This is a genomic window from Brachybacterium zhongshanense, assembly GCF_055385755.1.
The window spans coordinates 306,695-322,892 of the sequence record NZ_AP043790.1 but is presented as its reverse complement, the minus strand read 5'-3'; the positions used below and the strand labels follow the sequence as shown (position 1 = coordinate 322,892).

Sequence of the window (16,198 nt, the reverse complement as noted above, 5' to 3'; positions counted from 1 at the left end):
ATCAGGCGCCGGGGACGTCGTCCCCGCGACCCTCGAGAGCCTTCTTCTCGATGGCCTCGCCGACCTCCTGGTCGATGTTCTTCCAGTACTGGAAGACGCGCGAGAGGACCGGCTCGTGGACGTCGCCCATCATGCCGGAGACGGTGTCGATCAGGCGGCCGCGCTCTGCGTCGTCCATGACCTCGCGGACCAGGGTGTGGGCCTGGCCGAAGTCGTCGTCTTCGGCGTGCAGGGTGTAGGCGGCGCGCACGAGCTCACCGTCGGCCTCCCAGCCGTTGTCGACCGGTCCCTGCTCGTCCTGCCATGCACGGGAGTACGAGTTGGGCGCGTACACCGGCGCGTCGCCGGTGTGGAAGAAGTTCATCGCGCCCTCCTTGTCATAGGAGTTGGTGGCGACGACCGGACGGTTCACAGGCAGCTGGTTGAAGTTCGTGCCCAGACGGTTGCGCTGCGCGTCCGGGTAGGAGAACACGCGGGCCATGAGCATCTTGTCGGGCGAGATGCCGGTGCCGGGAACGGTGTTCGAGGGGCTGAACGCGGCCTGCTCGATCTGTGCGAAGTGGTTGACCGGGTTCTGGTTCAGCGTGAACCGGCCCACCGGGATGCGCGGGTAGTCCTTCTTCGACCAGGTCTTGGTGAGGTCGAAGGGGTTGAAGCGGTAGGTCTTGGCGTCCTCGTAGGGCATGATCTGAACCTCGACCCGCCAGGACGGGAAGTCGCCCCGGGAGATGGAGTCGAACAGATCGCGACGGTGGTAGTCGCCGTCCTTGCCCGCGAGCTCGTCGGCCTCGGCGTTGGTGAGGAACTCCAGGCCCTGCTCGGTCAGGAAGTGGTACTTGACCCAGAACTTCTCCCCGGCCTCGTTGACCCACATGTAGGTGTGGGAGGAGTACCCGTTCATGTGACGCCAGGACTTCGGCAGTCCCCGATCGCCCATGACATAGGAGACCTGGTGGGCGCTCTCCGGGGAGAGGGTCCAGTAGTCCCACTGCATGTGCGCGCTGCGGACACCCGAATCCGGGGTGCGCTTCTGGGAATGGATGAAGTCGGGGAACTTCATGGGATCGCGGACGAAGAACGTCGGCGTGTTGTTGCCGACGATGTCGAAGTTGCCGTCCTGGGTGTAGAACTTCAGCGCGAAACCGCGCACATCGCGCCAGGTGTCGGGAGAGCCCAGCTCACCGGCGACGGTGGAGAAGCGCGCCAGCATCGGGGTCTTCGTGCCCTTCTGGAACACTCCGGCCTTCGTGTACTGGGAGACGTCCTCGGTGATCTCGAGCTCGCCGAACGCACCCGAGCCCTTCGCATGGGGGCTGCGCTCCGGGATGCGCTCGCGGTCGAAGCGGGCGAGCTTCTCGACCAGTGCCACGTCGTGCAGCAGCAGCGGGCCGTTCGCGCCGACGCTCAGCGAATGGGCGTCGTTCTGACGGGGAGCACCGGACTCCGTGGTGGACGGGACGGACGGATCGAACGTGGTCATGTTCTTCTCCTCGAGTTTTCTGACGATATGACAGATTCTGGGACGGATGGACGCCTGGGCGGGGAGCACCAGGAGGATTCGGGGTCCGACGACTCGGGCTCGAGCGCTCGGGCCGCGGAAGGGGGGATGCGGATCAGGCGGGGGCGGATCGAGCGGGGACCGCGGTCCCCCCGGCCTCGTCGGCTCCCGCGGCAGCCGACGCCTCGGCCCGGCAGTCGGAGCAGACGCCGCGGAAGACGACCTCGGCGACCTCGATCTCGAAGCCGAGGTCGTCGCTCGGGGCCAGGCACGGAGCTTCCCCCACCACGCAGGCGACGTCCTCCAGCCGACCGCACCGCGAGCACACCAGGTGGTGATGGTTGTCGTGGCGATGCATCTCGAAGCGCATGCTGCGACTGCCGATCGTCACCCGGCGGACGATCTCCGCATCGGTCACGGCGTTGAGGATGTCGTAGACGGCCTGCCGGGAGACCGCGCCGAGCTTGTCGCGCACCGCCTGGGCGACGGCGTCCGCATCGGCATGCGGGAGCTCCTCGATCGCTTCGAGGACGGCGAGACGGGGGGCGGTGACCCGCAGACCCGCATCTCGCAGTGCTGCGGAGTGATCGGTGCTCGTCATGGTCGCCACCATAGCATCGTTTCTGGACTAGTTCCATTAAGCGCGGCGATCCAGACATCAGGCATGTCGCGGCGGGCACTGGGGCGGCTCATGACGGGCGCAGGGACTGCATGTCAGAGGGTCGGAACCGCATGTCGGGGGCGCGCAGTCCGCACCATCCTGCACCCTCTTGAGGATCATCGCTCTTTTCCGGCGCGTCATGCCATTACTCTGGTGCGCGTGATCGCGCCGTCCGACACCGCGACCACGGTCCGACGACGGCCCGTGGTCCGCGCACTGCGCCCGGATGGAAGGGCTGCGGCCGTCCTGGTCATGTGCACGGTCGCGGCCGCGACCGTTCCCGTCGCTCTCGGCGAGGGACCGGGGGCCGCAGGCGCGGCGCTGCTGCTCTGCATCGCCGTCGGCCTCTGCCTCCGACGGCCGCTGATCGCCTGCGCGCTCATCGGTGTCGTCCTGCTGCTGACTGTCGCGCAGCCGCCGGGCCACCTCAGCCCCATCATGCTGGCCAGTCCCGTGGCGGTCGCCTCCGCGGCGGCCCACGGGCATCTGATCCTGTCCGTCCTCGCGGCGATGAGCCATCTCGCCCTCGACATCGTCTCCTGCCTCCTGGCCGAGGTCGGCGGGTCCGACATGCTCGCTGCGCTCACCGGCGGCATCCTGATCGAGTCGGCCGCCCTCCTGGTCGGCACCTGGGTGAGCCTGCTGATCCGCAGGGCGGGACTCGAACGCGCCCGACGGCTGGAGGACCTCGCGGAGCAGCGTCGCGCCATCGCTCGCGAGCTGCACGACACCGGAGCTCGAGCCATGGCCCGCGTCGCGATCCTCGCCGAGGAGCGCTCCCGCCTCGATCCGCTCGACCCCGACGACGCGCTCGCCCTCGATCGCATCGCCGCCACCGCCCGTGAAGGAGCAGCGGCGATGCGCGTCCTGCTCGATGCGCTGCGTCCGAACGATGCGAGTGAGCTCGACGCCCTCGGTCCGCGGAGCGCAGGTGGGATATGGAGCGCCGATGGGAGTTGGGGCGCCGATGGGACATGGAGCGCCGATGGGACATGGAGCGCCGCCCGTGGACCCGGCCCGCAAGGCGAGGATGCCACCTCATCGGACGTGCTGCTCGAACGCATGCGTCTGCGGCTCCTGGCCGACGGGTTCCGTGCCGAGGTCTCCTGCGAGGGCGCATGCACCGACCTGGTTGCCCCGACCGACCGAACCGACCTGCTGCGCCACAGCCTCGACGAGATCGAGGAGAACATCCGCCGCCATGGCGATCGCAGCTGCAGCGTGGCCATCCTGCTCGACCTCGTCCCCCGCCTCGACCATGATCCCGGCCTCGATCCTGATCCCGGCCTCGCCCCTGACCTCGCATCGATCGAGCGCGAGGGCGGTGACGGAGGCGAGGGCGGTGATGGAGGCGATGGCGGTGATCGAGGCGATGGAGCAGGTCTCCTGCTCGAGCTCGTCGTCCTCAACGGCATCATGCAGGAGCCCTCCCTCCCTCTGGACAGCCCCGTACGGTCGCGCTGGGGGCTCATCGGCCTGCACGAGCGCCTTGCGGTCGTCGGCGGATCCCTCACGGCCGACGACGACGGACGCACCTTCCTCACCCGGGTGAGGATCCTGCTGCAGACCTTCGCCTCGGAGGTGCGATGATCTCCGTTCTCGTGTGCGACGACGACGCGATCGTCCGCGGAGGGCTCGCCGGATGCATCACCGAGGCAGACGACCTGTCGCTCGTCGCGAGCGTGGGCACCGCCGAGGAGGCGCTCGACGTCGCTCAGCACAGAGACATCGACGTTGTGCTGATGGACCTGAGTCTTCCCGGCATGGACGGCATCGACGCCACCCGCCTCCTGCAGGAGCCCGTCCCCCGCCTAGGCCCCGCTCGCAAGGGCCACAGGAGGCCCGGCACTGCCCAGGGCACGGGCACGGGCACGGGCACGGGCACGGGCGACGATGGCAAGGACGTGGGCGGCGAGGGCGATACGGGTTCCGACCGACGCTCCCCCGCCGTGCTGGTCCTGACCGCCTTCGGGACCGACGAGCAGGTGCGGGAGGCCCTCGCGGCGGGCGCCGCCGGCTTCCTGCTGAAGACCGCCGGTCCCGACGCCCTGACCGCCTCGATCCGAGCGGCCGCGCAGCGCACCGTCGCCCTGCTGAGCCCTGAGCTCGTCGGCGCCGTCGTCGGACACGCCGAACCACCCGAAGCCGGAGATGCCGGTGCACCCGAAGCCGGGCGCGCCGGCTCTCATCCTGACAGGCCCGACGTCCATCCTGACAGTCCCGACGTCGCCCGCAGGGCCGTCGGGCACAGGGCGCTCGCACGGGATGCCGCGGATCTGGGCCTCAGCCGCCGCGAGGCCGCCGTGCTGTCGCTGGTGTGCACGGGCCGGAGCAATGCCGCGATCGGTGGCGAGCTCGGCATCTCGGAGTCGACGGTGAAGTCGCACGTCTCCTCCGTGCTGGCGAAGCTGGGCTGCGACTCCCGACTTCACCTGGCACTGCGGGCGTTCGAGCTCGGGATCGCGACTCCCCCGCCCGCCAACCCCGCCAGCTCCGCCAACGCCGCCAACGCCGCCAACGCCGCCAACGCCGCCAACGAGCAGTGTCCGTCTACCACCGTTCAACCGACGTTCAAGCGGCGGTAGACGGACACTGCTCCGCGACGACGGCATCCGACACTGCCGAGCCGACCGGTCCCACCGATGACACGCCCGAGCCGGACGCACGATCTGGCCCAAGATCCGAGCTGGGTGTCGGATGGACACACGATGGACGCAATCGGCCCCCTCGGGATATCCCTGAGGGGGCCGATTCATGTGCTGACCTGTCGAGCCGCCTGCCGGAATCGAACCGGCGACCTATTCATTACGAGTGAATCGCTCTACCGACTGAGCTAAGGCGGCGCGCCCGCCGCACGAGGCGGACCGGACCACTGTACGAGAGCCGAGGCCACGGACGCAAAGCGGAGCGACGAGCGACACGTCACACCCGAGCCCTTATGCCCAGCGGCTGATGCCTGATGCCTGACCCCTGACGCCTGATGCCCCACGCCCCATGCCTGATGCCTCAAGCTCGAAGGCCGAAGACTGGTGGGTCACCTCCGCGGCCGGTCAGCTGGTCAGGCGGTCTGCCAGCCAGCTCCGCGGCCGGTCAGCTGGTCAGGCGGGCACCCCGTCAGCTGGTCAGCAGGTGAGTCCTTCCTCCGGTGCCGTGCCGTCGACGAGGTAGGCGTCCACTGCCTCCTCGACGCAGCCGCCGCTGCGGCCGTAGGCGGTGTGCCCGTAGCCGTCGAAGGTGATGAGCGTGGAGTTCTCCAGCTGATCGTCGAGGGACTCGGACCACGCGTAGGGGGTGGCGGGATCGTGGGTGGTGCCGACCACGACGATCAGGTCGCTGCCCGCCGCGGAGACCGGTGCGGGATCCCGCACGGGCTGGTCCGGCCACTGATCGCACAGCGCCTGGGCGTAGGCGGTGAAGCCGGCGTCGGGATAGGCCTCGAGCATCCGCTGGGTCTCCTCGAGCTGCCAGTCGCGGTCCGCGACACCCGGATGGTCCAGGCAGTTGATGGCGTTGAAGGCGAACACGGAGTTGTTCGAGTAGCTGCCGTCGGCGGTCCGTCCGTCGGCCGAGTCGGCGTAGTAGAGGAGCGTGGAGCCGTCGCCGTGGACCGCGTCGACGACGGCGCTGAGGGCATAGGTCCAGTACTCGTCGGCGTACATCAGCGAGCGCAGCCCCGTGACGGCGAGGGATCCGGTCAGGGGGCGGTCCTCATCGCCGGTCGGGAGGGGCTCATCGGTGAGCCCGTCGAGGAACGCCGTCAGCTGCTCGGCGACCTCCTCCCCCGTCTCCCCCGTGAACGGGCAGTCCTCCTGCTCGAGGCAGAACTCGCCGAAGGCGACGGCGGTCTCCTGGAAGCCGGCGGCCTGCCCCTCGCCGATCTCGTTGAGATCGAGGGAGGGGTCCATGACGCCGTCGAGCACGAACCGTCCCACGCGCTCGGGATAGGTGTCGGCATAGAGGGACCCGAGATATGTGCCGTAGGAGAAGCCCAGGTAGTTGAGGGACTCGTCGCCGACGGCGGCGCGCAGCACATCCATATCGCGGGCGGCGGAGAGGCTGTCGAGGGAGGGCAGGATGTCACCGGAGCCCTCCTGGCAGGCATCGGCGACCTTCGCCATCCAGTCGATGGAGGTCTGCATGCCGTCGGCGGTGCCGGCGTCGTAGGTGGCCGCCCTGTACTCGTCGGTCTCCTCGTCGGAGAGGCACTGGATCCCGTCGGAGCGGGAGACCCCACGGGGGTCGAAGCCGATGATGTCGTAGTCCTCGCGGACCTCCTGGCCGAAGAGGGTGCCGCCCACGGCCGCGACGTAGTCGACGCCGGAGACGCCCGGACCGCCCGGGTTCACGAACAGGGACCCCTGGGAGGAGCCGCCGCTCGCCGGGACCCTCACGAGGGCGATCTCGATGTCGCCGGCCGACGGGTCATCCCACCGGATCGGGACGGTCACGCTCGCGCACTGCACGGTCGCGCCGGCCTCGGCCCGGACGTCCTCGTCGCAGCCCATCCACACGACGTCCTGCCCGTAGTAGTCGGCGTAGGCGTCGTCGGCGGCGGGATCGATGTCCAGCTCCGCGGTCGAGGTGCCGGTCTCGGCGAGCGCCCGCTCGTCGGCCGCCTGCCCGTCGGAGGAGTCCGACGCCCCCGAACCGTCGGACCCGTCCCCCGGTGTGCAGCCCGCCAGCAGCAGGGCGGCGAGCGCGATGCCCGCCAGGGACTGGCGCAGGGATCGGGACGGGCGGGCGACGTGCATGGATGCTCCTGGGAAGCGAGGTCGAGAAGCGGGGTCGGGAAGCGGCGCCGGTGCGCGCAGGGCTGGGATGCGGACCGAGCTGGGGCGGGCAGCGGCACGAGCCGCGGCCCGCCCATCCTAGGAGTCGGGGCCGACGGGATCAGCCGACCTCGCGCACAGACCAGCGGCGAGCGCCCAGGGCGACGGGAAGCACGACCAGGATCAGCAGCGGCAGGAGCTCGAAGGCCCCGGCCTCGCCCTCGCCGAACAGGGACGCCGCGGTCTGCAGGTCGAGCGCGCGCAGCACGTCCGTGACGGCCTCGGATCCGAGCATCATGGCGATGCCCGCGGCGGTGGAGACCACGAAGGGCACGCCGATCGCTGCGATCAGTCCGAGCACGGTCGACTGGGTCACCAGGCCCATCGCGATCGAGAACAGAGCGATCGCGGCGTGCACGGCCAGCTGGGAGGTCAGGACGTCGTCCATGGAGCTGAAGACGGCTCCCTCGCCCATCAGGTCCCCGCCGATCCAGGTGAACAGGGCGGCCAGGCCGATGGACGCCGCGAGCACGACGCCGATCACCACGAGCGCGGCGATCGTCTTGGACGCCATGACCCCCAGCCGGCCGGGCCGCTGCTGGAGGGTGACCTGGACGGAGCGGTCGGACCACTCCCCCGCGGTGATCACCACGGCGATGATCGGCGTGATGAGGGACAGCGGCAGGCCGAGCATGGCCATGGTCAGCGAGACGTCGGAGGTGCCGGGCTCCATCACGGCGGGCTGGATCAGCCCGGCGAGGGCGGCGGTGCCGATCAGCGCGAGGACGCTGACGAGCAGGGTGATGGCGGTGCCGCGGGTGTCGAGGTATCCGCGGATGTCGATATCGGGTCGCATGGTCGTGGTCTCTCCTCAGGCGGGGACGTTCGGGGACGGAGCGGCATCGGTGAGGGCGAAGAAGACCTCTTCGAGCCCGCCGCGGTCGGAGATGCGGAGGGAGGTCAGCACGATCTGCTCCCGCAGGGCCAGCCGTCCCATGTCCTCCGGCGCGAGACCCACCTCGACGAGTCCGCCCTCACGGGTCTCGTGGGCGATCCCGTGCCGCTCCAGGACGCGCAGCAGGGCGGCCGGCTCGAGGGCGCCGACGAGGGTGCCGCCGTCGCCGCCGGAGAGCTCCTCGAGCGTCCCCTCGTGGACGAGCCGGCCTCCCGCGATCACGACCGCGCGGTCGACGGTCGCCTGCACCTCCCGCAGCTGATGGCTCGAGAGCAGCACCGTGCCGCCGGCGGCGGCGAAGTCCCGCAGCAGCATGCGCATCCAGCGGATGCCCTCGGGGTCCAGGCCGTTGGCGGGCTCATCGAGGACGAGCACCTCGGGATCCCCCATCATCGCGACGCCGATGCCCAGGCGCTGGCGCATCCCGTAGGAGTACCCGCCGACGCGCTTGCGGGCCGCATCGGCCAGCCCGACGGTCTCCAGGATCTCGTCGGCCCGACCGGCCGGCATCCCGATCGTGCGTGCCGTCAGGCGCAGCGTCTCCAGGCCCGTGCGCCCCTTGGCGAGGGCCGTCGCGTCGAGCATGACGCCGATCCGGCGCGCGGGCGCATCGAGGGAGGTGTAGGGCACTCCTCCGACGAGGGCTTCCCCGGCATCGGCCCGGGCGAGTCCGGTGAGTAGGCGCAGTGTCGTGGACTTCCCGGCGCCGTTGGGTCCGAGGAAGCCGGTGACGCTGCCCGGGGCGCAGGCGAAGGACAGGCCCTCGACGGCGGCACGTCCGCCGTAGCGCTTGGTCAGTCCGCGCACCTCGAGGGCGAACGGGGTCGTCGCACGACTGGTCGCCGCAGGAGGGGCGGCGGTGCTGGTCGCGGCAGGAGGGGCGGCGGGGGTGGTCGTGGCAGGAGGGGTCGTGGGGTCCATGGCTCCACCTTCCGCGCCCTCCTCTGCTCGTGGCATCGGCCGCGGGGTCGCTCCGGCTCCGACGATCGTCGGCTCCCGTGCCCCCTCGACCGCACCCTGCGGCGGGGGCGGGCCGCCGCCGTCGGCCGATAGTCTGATGACCGTGGAGAACCTGGGGCAGCCGGTCCGTCGGACCTGGCAGGAGGCGCTGATCGTCGCGCTCGTCGCAGCCGAGGCGATCGCCGTCGCCGTCCTCACCACCGGCACCCTGGATCTCCTGCGCGCCCTGCTGATCGCGGTGCTCGGCGGCGCGCTCCTGCTGCGCTTCCGGTACTGGCCCTGGCTGCTGCCGCTCGTGCTCGCGCTCGATGCCGCCGCCGGCTCCCTGACGGTGCTGGTCATCGGCACCTACTGCTTCGCCACGCGCTCGGCGTCCCGCGGCCGCACACTGCTGGTCGCCGCTCTCGCCGTCGTCGCCGGAGTGACCCCGCTGCTGCTGGCCGCGCAGCCCGAGCTGTCGGTGACCGGTCTGATCGTGACGGTGCTGCTGGTCGCCGCGGCCGTCGCCACCGGCATGTACTCCTCGACCAGGCGCCTTCTGCTGGCGGAGCTCCAGCAGCGCGCGGAGCAGGCCGAGTCCGGCCGCGCCGTCGCCGAGGAGCAGGCCCGGCGCGCCGAGCGCACACGCATCGCCCGCGAGATGCACGACATCGTCGCCCACAAGATCTCCCTGGTGGCGCTGCAGGCCGGTGCCCTCGAGGTGAACCCTTCGCTCGAGCGCGAGCAGGTGCAGCAGTCCGCGGCGCTGATCCGGCAGACCGCGACGACCGCCCTCTCGGAGCTGCGCGAGGTGCTCGGGGTCCTCCGCGGCGACGACGAGGCCGCACCCCTCGCGCCCCAGCCCACCTGGGACGACGTGCGCTCGCTCGTGACCAGCTCGAAGGACGCGGGGATCGGCGTGGAGCTGTTCGACTTCATCGACGACCCCGTGCCCGACGCCCTCGCCCGCACCGCCTACCGGGTGGTCCAGGAGGGGCTGACGAACATCCACAAGCATGCCCGGCACACCCGGGCCCGGGTCGCCCTCATCGGCGAACCCGGAACCGACCTCGTGATCGAGGTCAGCAACGTCCTGCCCAAGGGCTTCACGACGGATCTGCCGGGCGCCCGCATGGGCCTGTCGGGCATCGAGACCCGCGTGCTGCATGCTGGGGGGACCATCTCGTCGGGCCCCACCGACGATGGACGCTTCGAGGTGAAGGCGGTGATCCCGTGGCCGACGTCGAGCTGACGCGGGTGGGACTGATCGACGACGACTCCCTGGTCCGTGCGGGACTGTCCATGATCCTGGGCGCCGACCCGGGCATAGAGGTCGTCGGGGAGGGCCGCGACGGCAGCGAGGCGGTGCCGCTCGTGCACCGTCACCGGCCCGACGTGCTGCTGATGGACGTGCGCATGCCGCAGATGGACGGGATCGCTGCGACCCGTGCGGTCTCGGCGCTGCCCGAGGCGCCCAAGATCATCATGCTCACGACGTTCGACATGGACGAGTACGTGTTCCAGGCCCTCGAGGCAGGAGCCAGCGGGTTCCTGCTCAAGGACACCCCGCCGCAGGAGCTCGCCCGTGCCGTCCACGTCGTCGCGGGAGGGGACGCGATGCTCTCCCCCACCGTCACCCGGCGCATGCTCACGCACTTCTCCGACGCCAACCCCGGGTCCCGCCACGATCGCCATCCGGGCCTCGACCAGCTCACCGAACGGGAGACCGAGGTGCTGGGCGCGGTGGGCGCGGGACTGTCGAACGCGCAGATCGGCATGCGCCTGTTCATGAGCGAGGCTACCGTGAAGGCGCACGTCTCGAAGATCTTCGCGAAGCTCGACTGCACCAACCGCGTGCAGATCGCGATCATCGCCCACGAGGCAGGGCTCTCCGATCTGGACGCGGGGCTCGTCGACGGCGAGTGAGCGGTCGCCCGGGGCCCGCCGGTCCCGCCCCGGCTGGTCCGTTCTTGCCGGTCCCGTCCCAGCCGGTCCCTCAGCCCCAGCCGAGCTCGTGCAGGCGGGCGTCGCTGAGACCGAAGAGATGCCCGAGCTCGTGCTTCACGGTCACGGCGATCTGCTCGACCAGATGCTCCCGGCTGCGGCTGACGCGCTGCAGCGGCCCGCGATAGATGAAGATCCGGTCGGGCTCCGCATAGCCGGTGAAGACGCTGCGCCTGTCCAGCGGGATCCCGACGTACAGCCCCAGCAGCTCGTGGCCCGCCTGATGCTCCTCGGGCTCCTCCTCGATGAGGATCGCGACGTTCGAGCGGGCGATCAGCTCAGCGATCTCGTCGGGCAGGGAGTCCAGGGCGTCGTCGACGGCCTCCTCGAAGTCCTCGCGGCTGATGCGGATCATGGCCTCATCGAACCACGCCCTCCTGGGCCGACGGGCAGCCCAGATCCGGATCGATCCGGCCGACGACGGACTCACCCACGGCCCTGAGCATCGGAAGGTGCTCCGGCTCGACGACGTCGATCAGCAGCTCGCGCACGTCCGCGGCATGGCCGGGTGCCGCCTCGACCACCTTGTCCATCCCCGCGTCCGTCAGAGTCGCCATCGTGCGCCGCCCAGCCCCGGGCAGTCGGCTCCTCTCGAGGAATCCCTGCTTCTCGAGGCGGGAGGCCGCATGCGAGAGCCGCGAGAGCGACGAGGAGGCCAGCCGTGCCAGGTCGCTCATCCGCATGGAGCGGTCCGGTCGCTCTGACAGCACCGACATCACCATGTACTCGAAGAAGGTCAGGTCGGACCGTGCGCGCAGACGCGCATCGAGCTCCCCGGGCAGGAGTGTGATCAGAGCGGCAACCGCCCTCCAGGCCGACCGCTCCTCGACGGTGAGCCATCGTGGCTCGCTCGCCTCGGGCTCCGGGGCCTCGGGCTCCGACTGCTCCATCGACCCCATCGACTCTGGCGACTCCCACAGCTCCGGTCGCTCCGTCGGCTCCGGTCGCTCGAGCTCATCACTGTGCTGTGACCTCATAGCTCCACCCTACCCTCCCTACTTGACACTTCAACTACGAATTCGTAGCTTCTTGAAGCGTCAAGTACCTTCCTGTTCGAAGGAGGATCCCATGGGGATCGCACTGTGGATCATCGCGGGCCTGCTCGCCGTCGCATTCATCGCCGCCGGCGGCATGAAGGCGACCTCACCGAAGGAGAAGCTCGCCGAGAAGGGCATGGGGTATGTCGAGGACTTCCAGGGCTGGCAGATCACGGCGATCGGCGTCCTCGAGGTCCTCGGCGGCATCGGCCTGATCGTCCCCGGCCTCATCCCGGGCCTCGGCTGGCTGGTGCCCACGGCGGCCGCCGGGCTGCTCGTGCTGATGATCGGAGCTGTCGCGACCCACGTCCGGCGCAAGGAGAACTTCTCCTCCGCCCTGGTGCTGGGGGTCCTCGCGCTGATCATCGTCGTCGGCCGCTTCGGGATCCTCCCCTTCTGAGCCGATCCCGCTCAGTCTGAGCCGATCCCACCAAAGCCTGGGCCCCGGACGGTTGACCGCCCGGGGCCCAGGCGTTGATCCCGGGGCGAGGCGCGAGGCTGGGTCCCGGTTCGAGTACGGAGCCAGTGCCGGTGCCGGTGCCGGTGCCGGTGCCGGTGCCAGTGCCAGTGCCAGTGCCAGTGCCAGTGCCAGTGCCAGTGCCAGTGCCAGTGCCAGCATCTCGGCCGACGGGACCGCGGAGCCTCACCAGCGAGCAGTGTCCGTCGAGCAGTGTCCGTCTACCGCCACTTGAACGCCGTTTGAACGGCGGTAGACGGACACTGCTCCGCAACGAAGCCCTGCGGGAACGACGAAGCCCTGCGGGAACGACGAAGCCCCCGACGCTTTCGCGTCGGGGGCTTCGTCTGCGGGGCGACCCTGACCGGGCTTGAACCGGCGACCTCCGCCGTGACAGGGCGGCACTCTAACCAACTGAGCTACAGGGCCTTGCTTTGCCGCTCGGTCTCCCTCGCGACATGGATAACTCTACCGGACGTTCTCCCGGGTCCCGACCACTTTCCGTGTGAGCCGCCTCGCACTGCTGGTCCGAGCGATTCTGAGCCCCAGAAGGGGTCGTCGACGCCGAGTTGGAGCCGGGCGTCCCACGGAGCGCCGGTCCCCGAGAAAGCCGGACCCCAGGACGAGCGAGCCGGACCCCAGGAGAGGGCCCGACGCCCCCGGAATGCACGATGGCCACGTTCCGACTCACCTCAGAGAGGACGGGTCGGAACGCGGCCACGTCGGTCGCGGCTCATCGCCAGGATGAGCACTCCGTACCCCCAACGGGGTTCGAACCCGTGTTACCGGCGTGAAAGGCCGGCGTCCTAGGCCACTAGACGATGGGGGCCGAGCAGCGGACTGCCCGCCTGCGAGCATACCCAACCGCACCCCCGCCTCGCGACGCGTCCGCATTCGGATGCGGCGCACTCGACATGGCCGTCATCGCCCACCGGCACCTCCATGGAGCGGCCCGCCTCGCCATCCTCGCGACCCCGCGCGTGGCCTGCCTCTCATCGCACCGATCCGGTTCGCTCCGCCTCGAAGCTCCTGCTAGTCTTGACCCCGGTCACCGACAGGTGATCGCGGCTCTGTAGCTCAGTTGGTAGAGCGTTCGACTGAAAATCGAAAGGTCACCGGATCGACGCCGGTCGGAGCCACCCAGCGAGACCCCTGCTTCGGCAGGGGTTTCTTGCTTCCAGCAGTCCGAACCTCCGTGCGGCCGCGAGGGTGCCGCGGGGCCGTCAGAGCAGGTCCGTGGGGTCTGCCGGGAGACCTGCCTGATGATGCCGGCGCACCGCCGGTCGGCCGGCGGTCAGACGCCTGACGAGCTTCTCGTTCACATGCTGGGTGAAGAACTGGATGAGCGACCCGTTGAAGAACGCCGTCATGACGGTCGCGAGCCCCACGGGACCCTGCACGATGACGGCGCCGATGAGGACGATCAGATCCTGCGGCACCCTGACCCGCTGGTACTTCCAGCCCGTGCGGTCCACGATCAGCGGAGCGAGGGCGTCGTACGGGGCCGTGCCGACTCCTGCAGTCATGTACGCGCTGGCCCCGAAGTCGAAGATGATGATCCCGATCGCGAACAGGAGCATGAGCATCGCCGCCGACGGGGCGTCGGGGATGATGGGCTCGAGCACGGTGGAGAACATGTCGATGAAGAACCCGCACATCACCATGTTGATGACGGTGCCGACCCCGATGTACTTGCGCCCCCAGATCAGGACGGGGATGAACAGCACCAGGTTGCTCAGCAGCTGATAGGTGCCGAGCGACCACCCGATCTTGTCGGCGATCCCGGAGTTCATGGCGGTGTAGGGGTCGACCCCGATGCCGCCGACCTTGAGGACCGCGGCCCCCAGTCCGATGAGCGCGACCCCGCCGAGCGCGTAGAGCGCGCGCAGCAGGTGGTCCCTGCGGGTCGCCCGGGTCCAGGTCGTGGTCTCTTCTGAGGACGAAGCGGGAGTGGGCGCATCGCTCATGGGCACGACCCTAGCGGTGCGGAGCACCAGCCCCCCCAGGTGATCGGTTCGCAGGGGACCCGTCCGGGCGAGACTCCACGAGTCCCGGGGCGACGCCTGCTCGGCTCCGTAGAGTGGTGCCCCGGACCGACCGGACGCAGGAGTGGAGGACGACGATGTCCCTGGACAACCCCGATCTGGCCATCGCCCAGGCGGCGACGCTGCGCCCGATCACCCAGATCGCGGAGCGCGCCGGCATCCCTGAGTCGGCCCTCATCCCCTATGGGCGGCACATCGCCAAGGTCGATGTTCGCGAGATGCCGTCACCTGGGCCCGACGGACGCCTGGTCCTGGTCTCGGCGATGTCACCGACCCCCGCAGGCGAGGGGAAGTCCACCATGACCGTCGGCCTCGCCGACGCGCTCACCCTCCGGGGTCGTCGCACGATCGTCGCGCTGCGCGAGCCGGCGATGGGGCCGGTGATGGGCATCAAGGGCGGCGCGACCGGCGGCGGGCACGCCCAGGTGGTCCCGATGGAGGACATCAACCTGCACTTCACGGGCGATTTCCATGCCATCCAGATCGCCAACAACACACTCGCGGCGCTGCTCGACAACCATCTCCAGCGGGGCAACGCCCTGGACATCGACCCGCGGCGGATCCAGTGGAAGCGGGTGCTGGATGTCAACGATCGGGCTCTGCGCTCGATCGTCGTCGGCCTCGGGGGTCCGACGCAGGGCGTGCCCCGCGAGGACGGCTTCGACATCGTCGTCGCCTCCGAGATCATGGCGATCCTGTGCCTGGCCTCGGATATCTCCGACCTCGAGCGGCGCATCGGAGACATCGTGCTCGCCTTCAGCCGCGACCGCGAGCCCGTGACGGTGCGCGATCTCGGCGTGCAGGGTGCGATCACCATGCTGCTGAAGGACGCGATCCGTCCGAACCTCGTGCAGACCCTCGGCGGGACCCCGGCGCTCGTCCACGGTGGCCCCTTCGCGAACATCGCCCACGGCTGCAACTCCTTGGCGGCGACCCGCCTCGCCCTGTCGCTGGCCGACATCACCGTGACCGAGGCCGGCTTCGGATCCGACCTCGGCGCCGAGAAGTTCCTGGACATCAAGGCTCGGCTCGGCGGACTGCGTCCGGACGCGGCGGTCGTGGTCGCGACCGTGCGGGCCCTCAAGCTCCATGGCGGCGTCGCCCTCGCCGACGTCGAGGACGAGGACGTCGAGGCGATGCTCGCGGGCACGGCGAACCTCGCCCGTCACGTCGCGAACCTCCGGCGGTTCGGCCTCGAGCCGGTGATCGCCCTGAACCGCTTCCCCTCCGACACCGACGCCGAGGTCGACGCCCTGCTGGAATGGGCGCGGGAGAACGGGCATCGAGCTGCGCTCTCCGATGTCTGGGCGCAGGGCGGTGACGGCGGTCTCGAGCTGGCAGACCAGGTGCTCGAGGTGATCGGCGCCGCGAGCGGATCCGCGGAAGCCGTATCCGGCTTCCGGCCGCTGTACGACCCGGCCGACGGCACCGAGGCATCCCTGCGCACCATCGCGCGCGAGATCTACGGGGCCGACGACATCGCTCTCGTGGAGAAGGCTCCGACGCAGCTGCGGATGCTGCAGCGCAACGGCTGGGACACCCTGCCCGTCTGCGTCGCGAAGACCCCGTATTCCTTCTCCGACGACCCGACCCTGCTGGGCGCCCCCACCGGGCACACCCTCCACGTGCGCGACCTCGTGCCGCGGATCGGAGCCGGCTTCGTCGTCGCCCTCACCGGTGACATCATGACGATGCCGGGCCTGCCGCAGGAGCCCGCGGCACTGCGCATGGGTCTCGATCAGGACGGCGAGCCCGTCGGTCTCTTCTGAGACGCCGCCGACGGCGCGTCTGCAGACAGCGTCAGCACCGGGGATCGGGTCAGCACCGCGGATC

14 protein-coding genes and 4 tRNA genes are annotated in these 16,198 nt (G+C 70.1%); 7 read left to right on the top strand and 11 right to left on the bottom strand.

Going from position 1 to position 16,198, the window contains the following annotated elements; all coding sequences use genetic code 11:
* Position 1: 1 nt before the first annotated feature.
* Positions 2-1,480 (bottom strand): catalase, encoded by a 1,479-nt coding sequence (locus tag ACZ5AJ_RS01330; protein ID WP_464136449.1) that lies wholly within the window; start codon positions 1,478-1,480, stop codon positions 2-4.
* 133 nt (positions 1,481-1,613) lie between these two features.
* Positions 1,614-2,099: a Fur family transcriptional regulator gene (locus tag ACZ5AJ_RS01325; protein ID WP_464136447.1), complete on the bottom strand. Its 486-nt coding sequence runs from the start codon at positions 2,097-2,099 to the stop codon at positions 1,614-1,616.
* A gap of 219 nt (positions 2,100-2,318) precedes the next feature.
* Between ACZ5AJ_RS01325 and ACZ5AJ_RS01320 the strand changes: the two genes are divergently transcribed.
* Both ACZ5AJ_RS01320 and ACZ5AJ_RS01315 read left to right on the top strand, forming a co-directional pair.
* On the top strand, positions 2,319-3,749 hold the full coding sequence (locus ACZ5AJ_RS01320; protein ID WP_464136446.1) for a histidine kinase: 1,431 nt from the start codon (positions 2,319-2,321) through the stop codon (positions 3,747-3,749).
* On the top strand, positions 3,746-4,744 hold the full coding sequence (locus tag ACZ5AJ_RS01315; protein ID WP_464136444.1) for a response regulator transcription factor: 999 nt from the start codon (positions 3,746-3,748) through the stop codon (positions 4,742-4,744). Before ACZ5AJ_RS01320 ends, ACZ5AJ_RS01315 begins: the two co-directional genes overlap by 4 nt.
* A gap of 185 nt (positions 4,745-4,929) precedes the next feature.
* On the opposite strand, the gene ACZ5AJ_RS01310 is transcribed toward ACZ5AJ_RS01315, so the two are convergent.
* The 4 genes from ACZ5AJ_RS01310 to ACZ5AJ_RS01295 form a co-directional block, all read right to left on the bottom strand.
* Positions 4,930-5,002 (bottom strand) — tRNA-Thr (locus ACZ5AJ_RS01310).
* A gap of 279 nt (positions 5,003-5,281) precedes the next feature.
* Entirely contained in the window at positions 5,282-6,910 is a 1,629-nt protein-coding gene (locus ACZ5AJ_RS01305) for an alpha/beta hydrolase (protein WP_464136443.1), read from the bottom strand.
* A gap of 139 nt (positions 6,911-7,049) precedes the next feature.
* Entirely contained in the window at positions 7,050-7,784 is a 735-nt protein-coding gene (locus ACZ5AJ_RS01300) for an ABC transporter permease (protein ID WP_464136441.1), read from the bottom strand.
* 15 nt (positions 7,785-7,799) lie between these two features.
* On the bottom strand, positions 7,800-8,804 hold the full coding sequence (locus ACZ5AJ_RS01295) for an ABC transporter ATP-binding protein (RefSeq protein WP_464136438.1): 1,005 nt from the start codon (positions 8,802-8,804) through the stop codon (positions 7,800-7,802).
* On the opposite strand from ACZ5AJ_RS01295, the gene ACZ5AJ_RS01290 reads away from it, so the two are divergent.
* Positions 8,803-10,074 carry a sensor histidine kinase gene (locus ACZ5AJ_RS01290; RefSeq protein WP_464136437.1) on the top strand — a complete coding sequence of 424 codons (1,272 nt, stop codon included), beginning with the start codon at positions 8,803-8,805 and terminating at the stop codon, positions 10,072-10,074. The two genes, ACZ5AJ_RS01295 and ACZ5AJ_RS01290, sit on opposite strands and share 2 nt — an antisense overlap.
* Positions 10,056-10,748 carry a response regulator gene (locus ACZ5AJ_RS01285; protein WP_464136435.1) on the top strand — a complete coding sequence of 231 codons (693 nt, stop codon included), beginning with the start codon at positions 10,056-10,058 and terminating at the stop codon, positions 10,746-10,748. Before ACZ5AJ_RS01290 ends, ACZ5AJ_RS01285 begins: the two co-directional genes overlap by 19 nt.
* A 70-nt stretch (positions 10,749-10,818) precedes the next feature.
* On the opposite strand, the gene ACZ5AJ_RS01280 is transcribed toward ACZ5AJ_RS01285, so the two are convergent.
* Positions 10,819-11,181, bottom strand: coding sequence for a metallopeptidase family protein (locus ACZ5AJ_RS01280; protein ID WP_464136433.1), 363 nt, complete (start codon positions 11,179-11,181; stop codon positions 10,819-10,821).
* Between the two features lie 4 nt (positions 11,182-11,185).
* Positions 11,186-11,803, bottom strand: a complete 618-nt coding sequence (locus tag ACZ5AJ_RS01275; protein WP_464136432.1) for a MarR family winged helix-turn-helix transcriptional regulator — start codon at positions 11,801-11,803, stop codon at positions 11,186-11,188.
* Between the two features lie 91 nt (positions 11,804-11,894).
* Here ACZ5AJ_RS01275 and ACZ5AJ_RS01270 point away from each other — a divergent pair, with 91 nt between their 5' ends.
* Positions 11,895-12,263: a DoxX family protein gene (locus ACZ5AJ_RS01270; RefSeq protein WP_464136430.1), complete on the top strand. Its 369-nt coding sequence runs from the start codon at positions 11,895-11,897 to the stop codon at positions 12,261-12,263.
* A gap of 412 nt (positions 12,264-12,675) precedes the next feature.
* On the opposite strand, the gene ACZ5AJ_RS01265 is transcribed toward ACZ5AJ_RS01270, so the two are convergent.
* Both ACZ5AJ_RS01265 and ACZ5AJ_RS01260 read right to left on the bottom strand, forming a co-directional pair.
* Positions 12,676-12,749: transfer RNA gene (locus ACZ5AJ_RS01265), tRNA-Asp, on the bottom strand.
* Positions 12,750-13,076: 327 nt separating this feature from the next.
* Positions 13,077-13,149: transfer RNA gene (locus tag ACZ5AJ_RS01260), tRNA-Glu, on the bottom strand.
* 237 nt (positions 13,150-13,386) lie between these two features.
* Between ACZ5AJ_RS01260 and ACZ5AJ_RS01255 the strand changes: the two genes are divergently transcribed.
* Positions 13,387-13,459, top strand: a tRNA-Phe gene (locus ACZ5AJ_RS01255).
* 84 nt (positions 13,460-13,543) lie between these two features.
* Here the strand turns inward: ACZ5AJ_RS01255 and ACZ5AJ_RS01250 are convergent.
* Positions 13,544-14,287 (bottom strand): YczE/YyaS/YitT family protein, encoded by a 744-nt coding sequence (locus ACZ5AJ_RS01250; RefSeq protein ID WP_464136429.1) that lies wholly within the window; start codon positions 14,285-14,287, stop codon positions 13,544-13,546.
* A gap of 155 nt (positions 14,288-14,442) precedes the next feature.
* Between ACZ5AJ_RS01250 and ACZ5AJ_RS01245 the strand changes: the two genes are divergently transcribed.
* Positions 14,443-16,134 (top strand): formate--tetrahydrofolate ligase, encoded by a 1,692-nt coding sequence (locus tag ACZ5AJ_RS01245; RefSeq protein ID WP_464136427.1) that lies wholly within the window; start codon positions 14,443-14,445, stop codon positions 16,132-16,134.
* The last annotated feature ends 64 nt before the right edge of the window (positions 16,135-16,198 follow it).